14 protein-coding genes are annotated in these 14,525 nt (G+C 60.5%); 3 read left to right on the forward strand and 11 right to left on the reverse strand.

The genetic code is table 11. From position 1 onward, the window contains the following. Positions 1-185: 185 nt before the first annotated feature. Positions 186-1,166, reverse strand: a complete 981-nt coding sequence (locus tag ACGSLL_RS23130) for a diaminopimelate epimerase (RefSeq protein ID WP_394508066.1) — start codon at positions 1,164-1,166, stop codon at positions 186-188. 301 nt (positions 1,167-1,467) lie between these two features. Between ACGSLL_RS23130 and ACGSLL_RS23135 the strand changes: the two genes are divergently transcribed. Beyond that, on the forward strand, positions 1,468-2,619 hold the full coding sequence (locus tag ACGSLL_RS23135) for an MFS transporter (RefSeq protein ID WP_090284616.1): 1,152 nt from the start codon (positions 1,468-1,470) through the stop codon (positions 2,617-2,619). A gap of 93 nt (positions 2,620-2,712) precedes the next feature. Here ACGSLL_RS23135 and ACGSLL_RS23140 read toward each other — a convergent pair whose 3' ends face one another. From ACGSLL_RS23140 to ACGSLL_RS23155, 4 genes are all read right to left on the reverse strand, one after another. After that, a complete protein-coding gene (locus tag ACGSLL_RS23140) occupies positions 2,713-5,139 on the reverse strand; it encodes a TonB-dependent siderophore receptor (protein WP_394508067.1) in 2,427 nt (808 codons plus the stop codon). 98 nt (positions 5,140-5,237) lie between these two features. Beyond that, positions 5,238-6,221: a FecR family protein gene (locus tag ACGSLL_RS23145; protein ID WP_394508068.1), complete on the reverse strand. Its 984-nt coding sequence runs from the start codon at positions 6,219-6,221 to the stop codon at positions 5,238-5,240. A 38-nt stretch (positions 6,222-6,259) separates the two neighbouring features. Further along, positions 6,260-6,751, reverse strand: a complete 492-nt coding sequence (locus tag ACGSLL_RS23150; RefSeq protein WP_090284622.1) for a sigma-70 family RNA polymerase sigma factor — start codon at positions 6,749-6,751, stop codon at positions 6,260-6,262. 101 nt (positions 6,752-6,852) lie between these two features. Beyond that, positions 6,853-7,998, reverse strand: coding sequence for an MFS transporter (locus ACGSLL_RS23155; protein ID WP_394508069.1), 1,146 nt, complete (start codon positions 7,996-7,998; stop codon positions 6,853-6,855). Between the two features lie 96 nt (positions 7,999-8,094). On the opposite strand from ACGSLL_RS23155, the gene ACGSLL_RS23160 reads away from it, so the two are divergent. Further along, positions 8,095-8,859: an AraC family transcriptional regulator gene (locus tag ACGSLL_RS23160; protein WP_394508070.1), complete on the forward strand. Its 765-nt coding sequence runs from the start codon at positions 8,095-8,097 to the stop codon at positions 8,857-8,859. 56 nt (positions 8,860-8,915) lie between these two features. On the opposite strand, the gene ACGSLL_RS23165 is transcribed toward ACGSLL_RS23160, so the two are convergent. Beyond that, positions 8,916-9,356 carry a carboxymuconolactone decarboxylase family protein gene (locus ACGSLL_RS23165; protein ID WP_394508071.1) on the reverse strand — a complete coding sequence of 147 codons (441 nt, stop codon included), beginning with the start codon at positions 9,354-9,356 and terminating at the stop codon, positions 8,916-8,918. A 187-nt stretch (positions 9,357-9,543) separates the two neighbouring features. On the opposite strand from ACGSLL_RS23165, the gene ACGSLL_RS23170 reads away from it, so the two are divergent. Then, entirely contained in the window at positions 9,544-9,897 is a 354-nt protein-coding gene (locus tag ACGSLL_RS23170; protein WP_394508072.1) for a hypothetical protein, read from the forward strand. Positions 9,898-10,057: 160 nt separating this feature from the next. On the opposite strand, the gene ACGSLL_RS23175 is transcribed toward ACGSLL_RS23170, so the two are convergent. From ACGSLL_RS23175 to ACGSLL_RS23195, 5 genes are all read right to left on the reverse strand, one after another. Further along, on the reverse strand, positions 10,058-11,626 hold the full coding sequence (locus tag ACGSLL_RS23175; protein WP_394508073.1) for a sensor domain-containing diguanylate cyclase: 1,569 nt from the start codon (positions 11,624-11,626) through the stop codon (positions 10,058-10,060). Positions 11,627-11,859: 233 nt separating this feature from the next. Continuing rightward, positions 11,860-12,381, reverse strand: coding sequence for a hypothetical protein (locus tag ACGSLL_RS23180; protein WP_394508074.1), 522 nt, complete (start codon positions 12,379-12,381; stop codon positions 11,860-11,862). Next, positions 12,381-13,109 (reverse strand): alpha/beta hydrolase, encoded by a 729-nt coding sequence (locus ACGSLL_RS23185; protein ID WP_394508075.1) that lies wholly within the window; start codon positions 13,107-13,109, stop codon positions 12,381-12,383. The genes ACGSLL_RS23180 and ACGSLL_RS23185 overlap by 1 nt, the downstream gene beginning before the upstream one ends. A 3-nt stretch (positions 13,110-13,112) precedes the next feature. Then, entirely contained in the window at positions 13,113-13,610 is a 498-nt protein-coding gene (locus ACGSLL_RS23190; RefSeq protein WP_394508076.1) for a PAAR domain-containing protein, read from the reverse strand. 137 nt (positions 13,611-13,747) lie between these two features. Next, positions 13,748-14,413, reverse strand: a complete 666-nt coding sequence (locus ACGSLL_RS23195; RefSeq protein WP_394508077.1) for a ribonuclease T2 — start codon at positions 14,411-14,413, stop codon at positions 13,748-13,750. Between the last annotated feature and the right edge of the window lie 112 nt (positions 14,414-14,525).

Here is a 14,525-nt window from a genome sequence, read left to right on the forward strand (position 1 = left end):
TGCACCGCAAATCGAATGTGGGAGCGAGCCTGCTCGCGAATGCGGTGGATCAGTTATGAATAGGTGATCGGGTAGGCCGCCTTCGCGAGCAGGCTCGCTCCCACAGGGTTTCGGTTTGGACATGAACGTTGTGTTCGGCACAAAACCTGTGGGAGCCTGGCTTGCCAGCGATGGCGGCCTCGAATTCAGCCCATCAACCGCGCCGTCCCGAACAGTCTGACCCTCACTAACTGCCCGTCTTCAACCTCCAGCAAAACCGGCGCCGTGCCGCCGGGCATCACCACCTGCACTTGCCCCGCCACAACCCAACCCACCCGCCACGCCGCCGATGCCACCGCACTGGCGCTGGTGCCGGATGAGGCGGTCGGCCCTTCGCCCCGCTCGAACACCCGGGCGCGGATTTTCTGTGTTGACTCCAGCGCCGCCCATTGCAGATTCACGCCCGCCGGGCAGGGATCGCCGGCACCGATCGGCATGGCATAGGCGATTCGGGTCAAGCCTTCGTTCAACCTGGATTCATTCATTTGTTCATTGCTCGGTAATGCGCCGAGATCGCTGAGCAACGTCACGCAATGCGGATTGCCGATGCGCACGAACTGGCTGTGCGTCCAGGCTGGATCGAGCTGTGTCAACGGCACTACGCGGCTGACCGCTCGCCCGTTGAATTGCACCTCTTCGACTTGCTGCGCGCCAACGGCATTTGGGCCGAAACCGGGCTGACCAAGGTCGAGCCAGAAGCCCCGAACAGCATCGACCGTGGCCGGTTTCACCGAGGTTTGCACAGCGTCGCCCTTATCGTGATGCACGCGTAACACCGCGCCCGCCTCCGGCATCAAGCCTTGCTCGGTCAATGCCTGAGAGAAAATCGTCAGGCCGTTGCCACTGCGCTCGGCGAGGGTACCGTCGGTGTTGACGATCAGCACATCGAACGGCGGCGCGGCCTGGAACGGGCCGATCAGCAAGCCGTCGCTGCGGTGAGCCTTGCTGTTCGCCGGGCGCTGGCCTGCGGGCCAGTCGCAACAATAAGAGATCGCCGCGTCGCTCCATGCCTGACGCGAGGCGGCGCATTCGGTGGCGCTGGCGGGCAAGGCGATGCCTGCATCGCGCAAGGCTTCGGGTGAAACCACACCATAGATATTGCCTCGTGCGTCATAAAACCGAGTCATCCCCACCTCTCTGTGCTTACGAAAATCCCACTGTAAACCGCAATCCCCTGTGGGAGCGAGCCTGCTCGCGAAGGCGGGGTGGCCCGGTTAAATATGTAGACGGGGACACCCCCGGAGCGGGCCCGCCTGCTCGCGAAGGCGGTGTGCCAGTTAAAAATATCTCGACTGGCACACCGCCTTCGCGAGCAGGCTCGCTCCCACAGGGTAGGATGTTGTCTGTACTTCCTCGAATGACTGGCGATCGAACCTCGCCGCTGAATCACTGTCCTTCGGGGACGCGATGTTTTTACCAAGGATCGATATGACCAGCCTCAACCCCCAAGACACCTTCGTCCCCGGACGCCTGCAACAGATGTCCACGCGCGTGGCTTTTTTCATCGCCGGGCTCGGCATCGCCGCGTGGGCGCCGCTGGTGCCTTATGCCAAGGCCCGCGCCGGTCTGGATGAAGGCACACTGGGCCTGCTGCTGTTGTGCCTGGGCGTTGGCTCGATTCTGGCGATGCCGCTGGCGGGGATTCTGGCGACGCGCTTCGGCTGTCGGCGCGTGGCCACGGGTGGCACGTTGTTGATCTGCGCGGCGTTGCCATTGCTGGCGACCGTGTCGTCGATACCGGCGCTGATCGCCACGCTGTTCATGTTCGGCGCGGGTCTGGGTACGGTGGATTCGACGGTGAACCTGCAAGCGGTGATCGTCGAACGCGCCAGCGGCAAGAACATGATGTCGGGCTTTCATGGCTTGTTCAGCCTGGGCGGGATCGTCGGCGCGGCGGGCGTCAGCGCCCTGCTCGGCCTCGGCCTGTCGCCGCTGGCGGCCATGCTGGTGGTGGTCGCGCTGTTGATCGCCGCGCTGTGCAAATGCGTGCCGCACATGCTGCCCTACGGCAGCGAAAGCTCCGGCCCGGCCTTCGCCATTCCCCACGGCATCGTGCTGTTTATCGGCGGCATGTGCTTCATTGTCTTTCTCACCGAAGGCGCAGCGCTGGACTGGAGCGCGGTGTTCCTGGCACAGGAACGCGGGATCGACACCGCGTACGCCGGATTGGGTTACGCAGCCTTTGCCTTGACCATGACCGCCGGCCGTTTGTTGGGTGATCGCATCGTCCGCCGTTTGGGCGCGACGCGGATCATTCTGTTCGGCGGGCTAACGGCAGCGGCCGGCCTGTTTCTGGCAACCTTCGCACCGAGCTGGCAAGCCGCGCTGGTGGGGTATGCGCTGGTCGGTGCCGGCTGTTCGAACATCGTGCCGGTGCTGTACACGGCGGTGGGCAAGCAGACGGTGATGCCGGAAAGCATCGCGGTGCCGGCGATTACCACGCTGGGCTATGCCGGGATTCTTGCCGGGCCGGCGGTGATCGGTTTCGTCGCCCACGCCAGCAGTTTGAGCTTTGCCTTTGGCCTGATGGCGGTGCTGCTGGTGGCGGTGGCGATTGGCGGGAAAGTGCTGAAGGTCTAAAGGTCTGAAAAGCTTCGCGAGCAGGCTCGCTCCCACAGAATCTCGGTGAACCTGTGGGAGCGAGCCTGCTCGCGAAGAAGCCGACGCGGTCTGTCAGAACCCCACGCTGGCCTGTACAAAGAACGTCCTCGGCGCACCGACATACATGCCCGCATTGTTGTCGCTGGAGCGGGTGAAGTATTGCTTGTCGAAAACGTTCTTCACCCCGGCGCCGAGCTTGAGGTTCGACAGTTGCGCGCCAAAGTCGTAGCCGCCGCGCACGTTCCAGGTGACGTAGCCGGGAATGTTGCCGTACTGGCCGTCCGCCGAGCCTTCGGTGATGTAGTTGCCGTTGAAGCTGCCGTCAGCGTTGACCCCGGTACCCGGCGAGCGTTGTTGCGATTGAGCGAAGCCGTCGAGGTTGTACGTCCAGCGATCAACGTCGTAACGCAAACCGACCGTCGCCACCTGACGCGAGTAGAACGGCAGGTCGCGGCCCTTGAAGCCGGGAATCTCGCCCTCGTACACCGCGCGGGTGTAAGTCACGCCGGCGTTGGCGGTCAGGCCGTCGAGGCGCGGATCGAGGGCGGCCATGTCGTAATGCACCGAGGCTTCGATGCCCTGGTGCGTGGTCGCGCCGAGGTTGGTCCAGCCGACGTCGTTGCTGATGTATTGCAGCTCGTCGTCGAAGTCGATGTAGAACAGCGTCACCTCGCCGCCCCAGACGTCGTCGTTGTAGCGCGTGCCGATCTCGTAGGTCTTGGCCTTTTCCGGATTCAGGCCACTGGCGGTCTGATCACCCGAGCCGCCCTGGCCGAGCTGAAAGTACTGCAAGGCACCGAACGAGGTTTCGTAGTTGGCGAACAGTTTCCACGCATCGGACAGGTGATACATCACGCTCAACGCCGGCAGCGGTTCGTTGCTGTCGATGCTGCGGCGTTTTTCCTGCACCGGCCGGTTCGACGTGTCGAGCACCGGGCGGTCGTGCCATTCGGTGCTGATGTGTTCGAAACGGATGCCCGGGGTGATCGTCCAGTTGCCCACATCGATCTTGTTGTCGACGTAGAACGCGTTGGCCTCGGTGCCGCCGGTACGGTCCTGATAAACGTGACCGTCAGAGGTGCGGGTGACCACCGGTTGGTTGTTCACCAGCGCCAGACGACTGGCTTCTTCGTGCATGCCTTCTTTGAGGTAGCGATAACCGACGCTGACTTCCTGGGTCGTCGGGCCAACATCGAACACATGCGAAACCCGCGGCTCGATGCCGAAGGTGTAATAGGTGCGCGGGTAAGAGCTGAGGGTTTTCTGATCGCGCGCGGCAATCGTGCTGCCACGGTAACTGTCGGAATAGTAGGTCAGCACTTCGGCCTGGGTGCGCTCGTCGATCTGGCGGATCCACTTGAACGACACGTCCTTGCGCCGGCCGCTGAAGCTGTCGTAATCGCGGTCGGACTGGAACGGCTTATCGTCGTATTGCTGCTGGGTCAGGCCGCCGGGCATGTCGGCGCTGGCGTCGTAGTAGTGGAAGTTGAGGCTGAAATCGTCCTGCTCGGTCGGCGCCCAGTGGGTCTTGAGGATCACGTCGTCAATGTCGTTGCCGTTGTTGCGCTCGCGGTAGCCGTGGCCGTTGACTCCGGAATACAGCAAGGCCATGCCGATGCCATTGTCGGCGGTGCCGCCGAGGAATGCCGTGTCGATGTGTTTCCAGCCGCCGTGCTGCGAGGTTTCCAGAGTGGTGCCGATCTCACCGGTGGTTTTCTCCGGAATCGCGCGGGTGACGAAGTTGATCACCCCGCCGACGTTCTGCGGTCCGTAACGCACCGAACCGGCGCCGCGCACCACGTCGATGCTGTCGAGATTGCCCGAAGAAATCGGCGCCATCGACAGTTGCGGCTGACCGTACGGCGCAAACGCCGCCGGCACGCCATCAATCAGCACGGTGGAGCGCGGCGACAGACGCGAGGTCAGGCCACGCACGCCAACGTTGAGGGAAATATCGCTGCCGCCGGTGCCGTTGGCGTCCTGCACCTGTACGCCCGGTACGCGCTTGAGCACATCGCCGACGGTCATTGCGCCCTGCTCGACCATGGCTTCGCGGCGGATCACCGTGCGCGCGCCGGGGTGGTTCTGCACCACGGCGGCGTTGGCGTCGCCGAGCCAGTCGCCGACCACTTTGATATCGGTCACGCCGAGTTCCAGCGGGCCATTGCTCGCCGCGGAAGTAGCGGCCGGGGACAGCGTCACCGAGCCTTCGTTGATCTGGTAATCCAGACCGCTGCCCTGCAGCAACTGACGCAGCGCCTGCTCCGGAGAGAGATCACCGTCGACCGCCGGCGCCTGTTTGCCGGCCACCAGATCCGGGCTGAAAAACACTTGCAGCGAGGTTTGCTGGCCCAGCTCGCTCAGGGCCTGGCCCAGCGGCTGCGCGCGAATATGAATGGCTTCGGCGGCGAATGCCTGCGGCACGGCGGCGCTGACCGCCAGCGCGAGGGCCAGCGGTAACCAAGGGGATTTTTTGTTATTGGCGATGGTGTTTTTCACGTCGTACAGAGTCCTGTGGATCGCAAGAGTGTGCGGCTGTTAATGCAAACCAGTTGCAGTTGAACAGGAAGACGCTGAACTCGAAAAAAACCTGAATTTTATTTTGCGATTATTTCCTGACGGCCATCGGCCAGGCTGCGCACGGCCACCGGCAGGATGTTCGGCAGAGCCTTGAGCAAGGCGTCGGTGTTGTCGGCGTTGAACACACTGGTCAGGCGCAGGCTGGCCACGGCCGGGTCGGTAACCGTCAACGCATGCTGTCGATAACGCGAAACTTCGGCCGCGACGTCGCTGAGGCTGGCGTTGTCGAACACCAGTTTGCCGTTGCGCCACGCGGTCAGCTGCGCCGGATTGACCGCGTAGGCTGGCGCGACTTTGCCGTGGGCATCGACGTGCGTACCGAGGCCAGCCGTCAGACTGATGAATTGCTCGCTCGGCGCATCCCGCCCCTGCACTTTGACCGTGCCCTGCTCCACCGCTACCCGGGTTTGCGCAGGGTCGCGGCGCACATCGAAACGCGTGCCAGTCACCGTGACCTTGCCGCTGTCGGTTTGCACCACAAATGGCCGCGATGCATCGTGCTCGACGCTGAACATTGCTTCGCCTTCGCGCAGTTCAATCAAGCGACGATCCTGTTCATAGCGCACCTGCAAACGGCTGCGGCTGTTCAGATCGATCAGCGAACCGTCCGGCAAGGCCACGTGTTTGCGCTCGCCCAATGCAGTGGCGAATTCGGCGCTGTAGCCGCCCGAACGGTGCAAGCCGCTGAACAGACCGAGGCCGAGCGCCACCGCCAGCACACTGGCGGCCACCGCGTAACGCAGCAACGGACGGCGCGCGCGTTGGTCCGGCGGCGTCTCAACGAGCGCTTTGAGGCGTGGCGCCGGGAGCAAATCAGCCGCCGACCACAAGCCCTTCAGCAACTGAAATTCGTCGCGATGCTGCGCATGCTCGCTCAGCCAGGCGTCGAAGCGCTGCTGCTCTTCAGCGCTGACGTCCGGCTCCTGCAAACGCACGAACCAGCGCGCGGCATCATCGCGCACCGTGCTCGGCCCGCACGCGCAATCACGAGTATCCGTCATGGAAGATCCTGTTGAGCTGGGGGGGAAATCGCCACCGGTCATGACTGCAAACCGTCGAGGCGATCGCGCAGATGCCGCAGGGTGCGGATCATATACTTTTCGACCATGTTCTTGGACAACCCCAGGCGTTCGGCGATTTCCGCCTGGGTCAGGCCTTCGATCTTCTGCCAGACAAAAATCTTCCGACAATTGACCGGCAACTCGGTCAGTGCACGCTCGATGGAGTCGGCCAACTGGATCGCATGCATGTAATGCTCCGGGTCGCCGGTCGACGACGCACTGTGCTCGATGGCCTGCGATTCCAGGGCGCCACGCCGGTCCTCACGTCGATAACCGTCAACGGCGATATTGCGCGCGGTCTGATGCAGATACGCCCGGGGCTGCTGCACCGCCGCTGAATCGGCCTCGAGCACGCGCACAAAGGTATCGTGCGCCAGATCCTCGGCCTGCGCGCGATTGCGCAGACGCCGGGTCCAGGTGCCGATCAACTCTTCGTAATGCTCGAAAAAGCCGGGTCTACGGGGACGCATGAGGTAGGAAACGGCGCGATGAGGAAAGGGCGTGAATAGTAATGCTTCGTATTAAGGCGAAGCAATGAATTCCTCGAATGGCTGTTTTGCGCCCCGGTTGATCAGTGTTGCCTTACTCGACTGGAATTCGCTTCGGCCCGGATCGCCAGCAGCCATGCAACGGCCGCGCACATCATCAGGGTTGCGCCAAGCGCCTGGAACCAGCCTGCCAGGATCAGGCCCAAGCCAATCAGCACGTAGTACATCAAGCCCAGTAGTGCTCCAGCCGTGCCCAACCGATCTGCATATTCAGCCAACGCAGAACCGAGAATGTTCGGGATCGCCATGCCGAACGCCAAGACCACCAGGAGCATCGGCAATACAAACGCGACATGGTTGTGCAGCAACCACACGCCCATGCCACCGAGTAACGCAGTGCCACTGGCGAGGCGGATCAGTTGCGACGGCTTGAACCCGTTGCTTAACAGAAATTTGTTTAACCACGCCCCCGACCCCGAACCCAACGCGAGCAGCACACCGCTGTAGCCAAACCAGGCCGGGTCTGCTCCCAGTCGCTCAAACATGAACGGCGCCAGGCTGTAATAACTGAACAGCGCGATGTTGAAAGACGCGATCAACAATGCAGAACGCCAGATACGCAGGTCGCGCAGCATGCGTGTGAGGGTTTCGAGCAGACCGACAGGAACGGGTGGTGCTGGACGGGTTTCCGCCAGTGCGCACCAACACCACAGCCACAGCAGCATTGCCAGCAACAGCAACGCGCCCAGTGCACCGCGATAACCCAACGCCTGAACCAGGCTGGCGCCGCTGAACAAGCCAATCGCCGGGCTGGCCGCGAGCGCGATGCCCATCAAGGAAAATACCTTGGCCAATTCGGCGCCGTTGAAGCGGTCGCGCAATACCGTTTGCGTGACCACCGAGCCCACCGCCGCGCCGAACGCCGCCAACATCTGTGCGAGCAGCAAAGCGCTAAAGCTGCTGACCCAAAGACCTGAGAACGTCGCCACGACATACATCGCCAGCCCAGCGAGCATCGTCGGCCGTCGACCGATACGGTCACACAGGCGCCCCCACACCACGACTCCGGCAGCAAAGGCTAGGAAATACACGGACATGAATTGCGACGCGGCTTGCGCACCGACGTTGAACTGACGCCCGATATCGCCCAACGCAGGGCTATACAAGCTTTGGGCTATTTGCGGGAACGCCAGCGCGATGATCAAGAGCAGCAGACTTCGATGAACCATTCTTGGAAACTCCTCAGTTAACGGCGAAGAGTTTAAGAATTGACGACTGGCGTATTATCGGAACTTCGCCAATCTATCGTTGAAATCGGACATACCATGGCTTGGCTTCATGCCCACGCGCGTTTTGACCCAGATCGTTTCACCGCACCAGTGATCGGTATCGCTTCGACGCTGGGCGATCATGATTCAGGCTCCCATCGCCACCAACGCGGCCAATTGCTTTACACCCGAGAGGGCTGCACGCGAATCACCCTGGCGCAGCATTTATGCTTGTTGCCACCGTCGCGGGCAGCGTGGATTCCACCCGGTATCAGCCACCGGGCGGTGATGCAGCGAAGCGTTGATTACCGCTCCATCTACCTGATCCCGCAGCTGTGTCAGGCCCTGCCGCAGCAGGTCTGCATCATCGAAGTCAGCCCTTTGCTGCGCGCGGTACTGGAACCCATGGCAGTCGCGGCGTTCGATACCGACTGGCAGCAAGGTCGATTCGTCCATTTGCTGGGCCTGTGCCTGAGCGAAATCGCTGAAGCAGCACAGCAACCGATGTTGTTGCCGTTGCCCCAGGACAAACGCCTTGCTCCGCTATTGAAAACGCTCACGCAACTGCCGCCGGAGCTCCAGGTTCTGGAACAACAGACAGGCGCGAGCAGTCGCACCATCGGACGGATTTTTCAACGCGAAACAGGTATGAGCTACCAGCAGTGGCGTCAACAATGGCGCCTGATGCGCGCCATGGAATGGCTCGTGACCGGACGCAGCCTCGGCTACTGCGCAAGCGCACTGGGCTTTGCCAGCGACAGTGCATTCATTGCGTTCTTCAAGGGCATGACGGGGAATACACCGGGGCATTGGCTCAAATGAAAAAGCGGCCGATCAGTCAGCAATGTCGCAACTGATCAGCCACTTTTGGCAAAGCCTCAAGCCTGCGGCATTTTTCGAAAGCCCACCGCCAAACGGTTCCAGCTATTGATAGTGCTGATCGCCACGGTCAGGTCGACCATTTCCTTCGGTGTGAACTGTGCGGCGACCACTTCGTAATCTTCATCAGGGGCATGAGTCAGGCTCAGTTGCGTCAGTGACTCGGTCCAGAGCAGCGCGGCGCGTTCGCGGTCGCTGAAGAACGGCGCTTCACGCCAGGCGGTGACCGCGAACAGCCGACGCGGGGTTTCGCCGTCCTTGATCGCGTCGGCGGTGTGCATGTCGATGCAGAATGCGCAGCCGTTGATTTGCGAGGCGCGCAGTTTGACCAGTTCGATCAGGGTCTTTTCCAGCGGCAGTTTGGACACTGCGGTTTCCAGCGCCATCATCGCTTTCAGGGCATCAGGGGACGCGGTGTAAAAATCGGTACGAGGTTGCATGGTGACTCCGGGTCGCAAGTGAATGTGCGACTACGTTAGTCCCAGCGGCGGTTTACAAAAATAGCCAATATCCACGAAGTTCAGGAGGCCACTTGCCTGGCCGCCGACCACTCGTCAGCCGACTGGCACCAAGGCTTTCGCGCGTCGGACCAATATCAGGTACATGCCATTTTTCAGGAGAAGGACCATGATGACGCGCAAATTCACTTCGCTGTTGCTGGCCGGCCTGCTGACCACCGCCTCGGCCGCCAGCTTCGCGGCGAACGACAGTACCGACGCTACCGGGACCAAATCAGGCGGCGCCAGCAGCTCGACCATGCCACCGGACAACACCCCCGGCGCGCCTTCTGGCGGCAGCGGTTCATCGGGTGGTTCCACTGGCGGTACGGGGACCAATTCAGGCACCGGTTCCATGGGCACCGGTGTTGGCACTGGCACCGGCACCAACGGTGGTGCCAGCGGTTCAGGCTCCGGCGCGGGCGGTGGCACCGGTTCGGCCGGCGGCGGCACTGGCGGTGCGGGCGGTGGCTCGGGCAGCTGAACGAACAAGAGCCATCCCAGGTAGGTAGGCAGGTAACCTTTCACTGTGGGAGCGAGCCTGCTCGCGAAAGCGGTCTATCAGTCGACATTTGCATGACTGACATTCTGCTTTCGCGAGCAGGCTCGCTCCCACAAGTTTTGCTTCAAGTCGAGGTCGACAGTCAGCGATCCGAGCGCATCAATTCGGCAAAGCCGCTGTCCAGTGACAACACCGCCGCGCGATTGCGGCCGGCATTTTTCGCCTGATACAACGCCGCGTCCGCGCGCTGGATGAAGGCTTCCGGGCTGTCATTGCCGCTCGGGATGAACGCGTAACACCCCAGACTTACCGTCAGATACCCGGTCGGCGAGCCGCTGTGGATGATGTGCTTGTCGATCACGCTGCGACGAATCTGCCCGGCGATCGCCAGCGCACCGTTGATGTCGGTGTCCGGCAGCAACACCGCAAACTCTTCCCCGCCGTAACGCACCGCCAGATCGGACTTGCGCTGGCAACACGTCCTCAGCACCTGGGCGACCTGCGTCAGGCACTGATCACCGGCAACATGCCCGTAGGCATCGTTGTAGCGTTTAAAAAAATCGATATCGAGCATGATCAGGCTGACCGGACTGACCTGCCGCGCGCCACGGGCGAATTCGATTTCCAGCGAACGCTCGAACAAACGCCGATTGGCCAGCCCGGTCAGGCTGTCGTGCGTGGCGATCTGCTCCAGCGCCCGTTGCGCCTTGCGCAGGTTTTTCTCGATGCGCTCGCCATCGCGTACTTGATGGATGAACACCCAGCCGAACAGGCCAATGCCGAGGATGACCAAGGCAACGATCACGCTCGACTGAAACGCGCGCTCATACCAACCCTGAAGAATCGTATCCCGCGAGGTCGCCGCCGATACCACTAGCGGATAAGACGCCAACTGCCGATAGCCATAAAGCCGTTCCGTGCCGTCGACATACGAATCGAGCATCGCCGTTCCCGCCGTGGCATTGGGCAGTAGCGTTTGAAAAATCTGCCCACGCGCCACCGAGGTGCCAATCAGCGATTCATCGAACGGCCGCCGCGCTAGTAGCGTTCCGTCAGTCAGGGCGAGGAACATGATGCCGTTGTCGTCGAGGCTGAAGCTTTTGAAGAACTGATCGAAGTACGACATCTTGATGCCGGCCATCAACACACCTTCGAAATGGCCGGCATGGTCATTGATGCGCTTGGAGATAGGGATGATCCATTCGCCATTTTCGCGGCTGCGAATCGCCGGCCCGATGTGCGCCAGCGTCGACGCGTTCTGCTGGTGAAACCTGAAATATTCGCGGTCGGCAACACCGTCGCCACGCGGCAGATTGGCAAACGAGGTGATCACCCACTGCCCGTCGCGATCGAACAGAAAGATGCCGTGCAACTGCGTCAGTTGCTGCGCACGCCGGGCGAAAATGCGCTGCAACCGCGGCTTTTGCGCAGCGCCGTAACCGTCATCCTCGATCCAGTCGACCAGACTGGTCATCACCAGATCGGCCGCCAGAAACGTATCCTCGGCCTGCTGTGCCATCGCCCGGGTCAGATTGCTCGAAGCCGCCTGCGCCACCGCCAGATCCTGACGCTGCGACTGCTGCAGTTGCAGATACAACAAACCGGACAGGCACAGGCTCACCGCGACGATAAACAGCACCGCTGCTTTACGTAACGGCAAGCGTTTAAGCGCGCCGGGGGCGTGTTGCTGATCGGGAATGGGGAAAGGCAAAAGCAAGTCCTGGGCAGATACGACGAGGGCGCCAGTGGAAAACCCTTATGTTTTTGAGCGTAGCCCAGCGGAATGTCCCCGGCAAACGCAGCGCCCATGCCTGTTATATCGGCGTGTGTCAGGAATGAATGATCGCGTTTCGTCGATTTATTTTGCGGCTTGGTCGGGTGGATTTTGCGGCTGCATGACGGGAGAGATCGTGGGGAATTCGCGCCTGGAACTCCCCGGGTTTTTCAGCGGGATTTGTTGATTTCCCGCAGCAGATCGGCGACGGGGATGTGCAGGGTGTTGGAGTAATAGGGTTTGTAACCGTAGGCGGTGACCACGACTTTGCAGGGGATTTGTTGTTTGTTGGACAGGAGGTGGTTGAGTTCTGTGGCTGATAAGTCTCTACGCGAACCACCACCGTTAGAAACTTCACTCAAGAACGCACTGCTGAGATAGGAATATTTGGCATGGTTTCCATCATTTTCTTCGGGCTCAATCGAACCAGTTGCAGAAAACCGGATGAATTTATCGACCGAAAAATCTTCGTCCCCTGCCAAGGCACACTCCAGCGTAGCGGAAGCCATCCCTTTTCCTTCCCCTCGATCAAAAAGATCAAGCACATCAACATCCGAATCAAATCTAACGTCGTATATAAGTGTGGTTTCGCGCTTAACAGAAACAAAATCAAGATTCGCAGGTGGTTTCGTGTGGTCTTTTGCACAGCCAGAGCAGAAAACCATCAGTACGCAAAGGAGTAACTTTTGCATCAGGAAAACTCCTTCATGATCGACTCATACAAAAAATCGCTCGCTGATTTATTACCCGCGATTACTGCTGTGAATAGTCCCGGTGCATCTGCATGATTGGTGTCGACGTTGGCGTTCAATGACGGGCCGCAAGAGATGATCCACTTTTCGCCAAAGTCAGCAACCCCATCTGAAGGATCTCTTTTAGTCGGAGTCGCTTTAATATTTATCCAATCCGCAGCGACCGGTTCTGGACGCTCGCGATAAATGTCCGAGCCTAGCCAAACGAGAGAACCTTCTCCGACGGGATCCAGCGTAATCAGCATTTGGATACGGTAACCCCAGTCCGTCATGATCTTTGTCAGGTGCGCGCCGTTCCATCCGCCAAGGCTATGTCCGACGATGTATACCGGACAGCTTTTATACGGTATCAATCCTAGAACATGCCGTTGAATATCTCGCGTTCCTCTGACCTCGTTGTAGCCCAACCACTCTGACGTATATCGGCCCTGTGTCATTAGCGCTTCAGTTCGTTTATTAAAATTCAACCACGCCAGCCGTATGTTCCTGTACGGACCCGAAAAATAATAACTCTCCTTATCCCCTGCCCCACCAATGAACAGAACAATCGCCTTGGTGCTCTCCACCGGCACAGCCTTCACTCTGACATCTTTCTTGTCCGTCAGCGCATGTTCCTTGTGCAGCTTGTAATTGTTGCCTTTCGGGCACGTTACCGTTTCAGTCGCCATGCCTCATTCCTCCAGAAACAACTTGATGGTTTCAGGCAGATGCGAGCTGACTTCGTGGGTAAACCCGGTGGCGTCAGACACGCCATGTTCCATGCGCCCGTCCGCGCGCTGGATCATGTAGGGGTGATCGGGCATAGGCTCACCGGTCACGTCGTTGACCAGTTGCAACTTGTCGGTGAAGTGCACCGGCATGGGCAGCAAACCACTGAAGGGCGCGGTGATCACCGTGTCACCGATGATGACCGTGCCGGAACCGCCAATGACCACGTTGCCATGGCCACCGGTGCTGTCCAGCGTTGCGGCGTTCAAGCCATTGATGAACACCGTCGAAGACACCGCGCCGGTGATAGCGCTGCCGCAGGCAGATTCGTCGGTCATGCGTGCAGCCGCCAGGCCATCGAAATTGACGTTTGGCGAACCGCTAACGATAGGATTGGTACCATGTCCCGGCAGCGGGCAGGCGGTTGGATCGGTGACGCGGGCAGCGGGTTTTCCGCTCATGAACAGCTCCTTGCAATCTAGCGTGTCGTCCTTTTGGGTGCGCAAGCATGCGGGAAATGCGCAGGTGCTTCAAACCTTCAGGCAAAAAAACAGGCGCCTTGCCGGGCGCCTGTTCTTGATCGCTGATACCGCTCGGATCACCGCGACGGCGGTACTCGGATATCGCCCGCCCGGCACTGGGTTTTCACGCCTTTGCCGCACGCCGCGAACTGTAGATCCTTGCCCATGCACACGCGTACTTCGGACAGTTCCGGGCCGCTGCAGATCACCGCGACACCATCGGCCGGAATCCCCGGGTTGGCCTTGCGGAACAACTGGGCAATCTCCTGCGCCTCGAAGTAATACGAGGTGCTGAACGGCTGCAGCTCGTCCGGGATTTTCACCGCCGCTACGGCCTTGTCCGCTTCATCCAGATACCCCATCGCGCCGAGGCCGCTGCAGGTGCCGTGCTTGGACCATTCGTGATCGAGCAGTTTTTTCGTTGGAAACAGGGTCAGGCCTTTGCTGGTTTCCGCCGCCGACAATTTCGTCAGCGGCGGGCAGGATTGCGGCCAGCCACCCGCGGCATATTGCGGCCACAGCCCGTGCAACACGAAGCCGTAACCCTTGCCGGAACACTGCACATCATCTTTATGGGTCAGGCAAAACGTTGGCGACCACGACAGCGCCAGCAGGTAGTAGTCGAACACCCCCGCCACCGATTCCGTCTGAGCCTTGCTTGATTGCGATTGCCGCGCCGAACTCAGGCCGATGCTACCGGCCGTCAGCGCAATCACTGCGAAAATTGTAAACAGCTTTTTCATCTACCCACTCCTTGGGACGCCTGCGTCCATGGTTTCGCTCCGGACCCGCCCGGGCCAGCGCTGATTTCGCCACGCTTGTGTTGCAAGCGCATGACGCAAGGCAAAGCCTGAC

Source organism: Pseudomonas retamae (genome assembly GCF_043496865.1).
GTDB classification, from domain to species: domain Bacteria; phylum Pseudomonadota; class Gammaproteobacteria; order Pseudomonadales; family Pseudomonadaceae; genus Aquipseudomonas; species Aquipseudomonas retamae.

What these genes read in the sequence shown, in the direction of transcription:
- ACGSLL_RS23180 (WP_394508074.1), bottom strand. Translation starts at nt 12,381, where the DNA reads ATGCAAAAGTTACTCCTTTGCGTACTGATGGTTTTCTGCTCTGGCTGT.
- ACGSLL_RS23150 (WP_090284622.1), bottom strand. Translation starts at nt 6,751, where the DNA reads ATGCGTCCCCGTAGACCCGGCTTTTTCGAGCATTACGAAGAGTTGATC.
- ACGSLL_RS23185 (WP_394508075.1), bottom strand. Translation starts at nt 13,109, where the DNA reads ATGGCGACTGAAACGGTAACGTGCCCGAAAGGCAACAATTACAAGCTG.
- ACGSLL_RS23130 (WP_394508066.1), bottom strand. Translation starts at nt 1,166, where the DNA reads ATGACTCGGTTTTATGACGCACGAGGCAATATCTATGGTGTGGTTTCA.
- ACGSLL_RS23190 (WP_394508076.1), bottom strand. Translation starts at nt 13,610, where the DNA reads ATGAGCGGAAAACCCGCTGCCCGCGTCACCGATCCAACCGCCTGCCCG.
- ACGSLL_RS23170 (WP_394508072.1), top strand. Translation starts at nt 9,544, where the DNA reads ATGATGACGCGCAAATTCACTTCGCTGTTGCTGGCCGGCCTGCTGACC.
- ACGSLL_RS23160 (WP_394508070.1), top strand. Translation starts at nt 8,095, where the DNA reads ATGGCTTGGCTTCATGCCCACGCGCGTTTTGACCCAGATCGTTTCACC.
- ACGSLL_RS23195 (WP_394508077.1), bottom strand. Translation starts at nt 14,413, where the DNA reads ATGAAAAAGCTGTTTACAATTTTCGCAGTGATTGCGCTGACGGCCGGT.
- ACGSLL_RS23165 (WP_394508071.1), bottom strand. Translation starts at nt 9,356, where the DNA reads ATGCAACCTCGTACCGATTTTTACACCGCGTCCCCTGATGCCCTGAAA.
- ACGSLL_RS23155 (WP_394508069.1), bottom strand. Translation starts at nt 7,998, where the DNA reads ATGGTTCATCGAAGTCTGCTGCTCTTGATCATCGCGCTGGCGTTCCCG.
- ACGSLL_RS23135 (WP_090284616.1), top strand. Translation starts at nt 1,468, where the DNA reads ATGACCAGCCTCAACCCCCAAGACACCTTCGTCCCCGGACGCCTGCAA.
- ACGSLL_RS23145 (WP_394508068.1), bottom strand. Translation starts at nt 6,221, where the DNA reads ATGACGGATACTCGTGATTGCGCGTGCGGGCCGAGCACGGTGCGCGAT.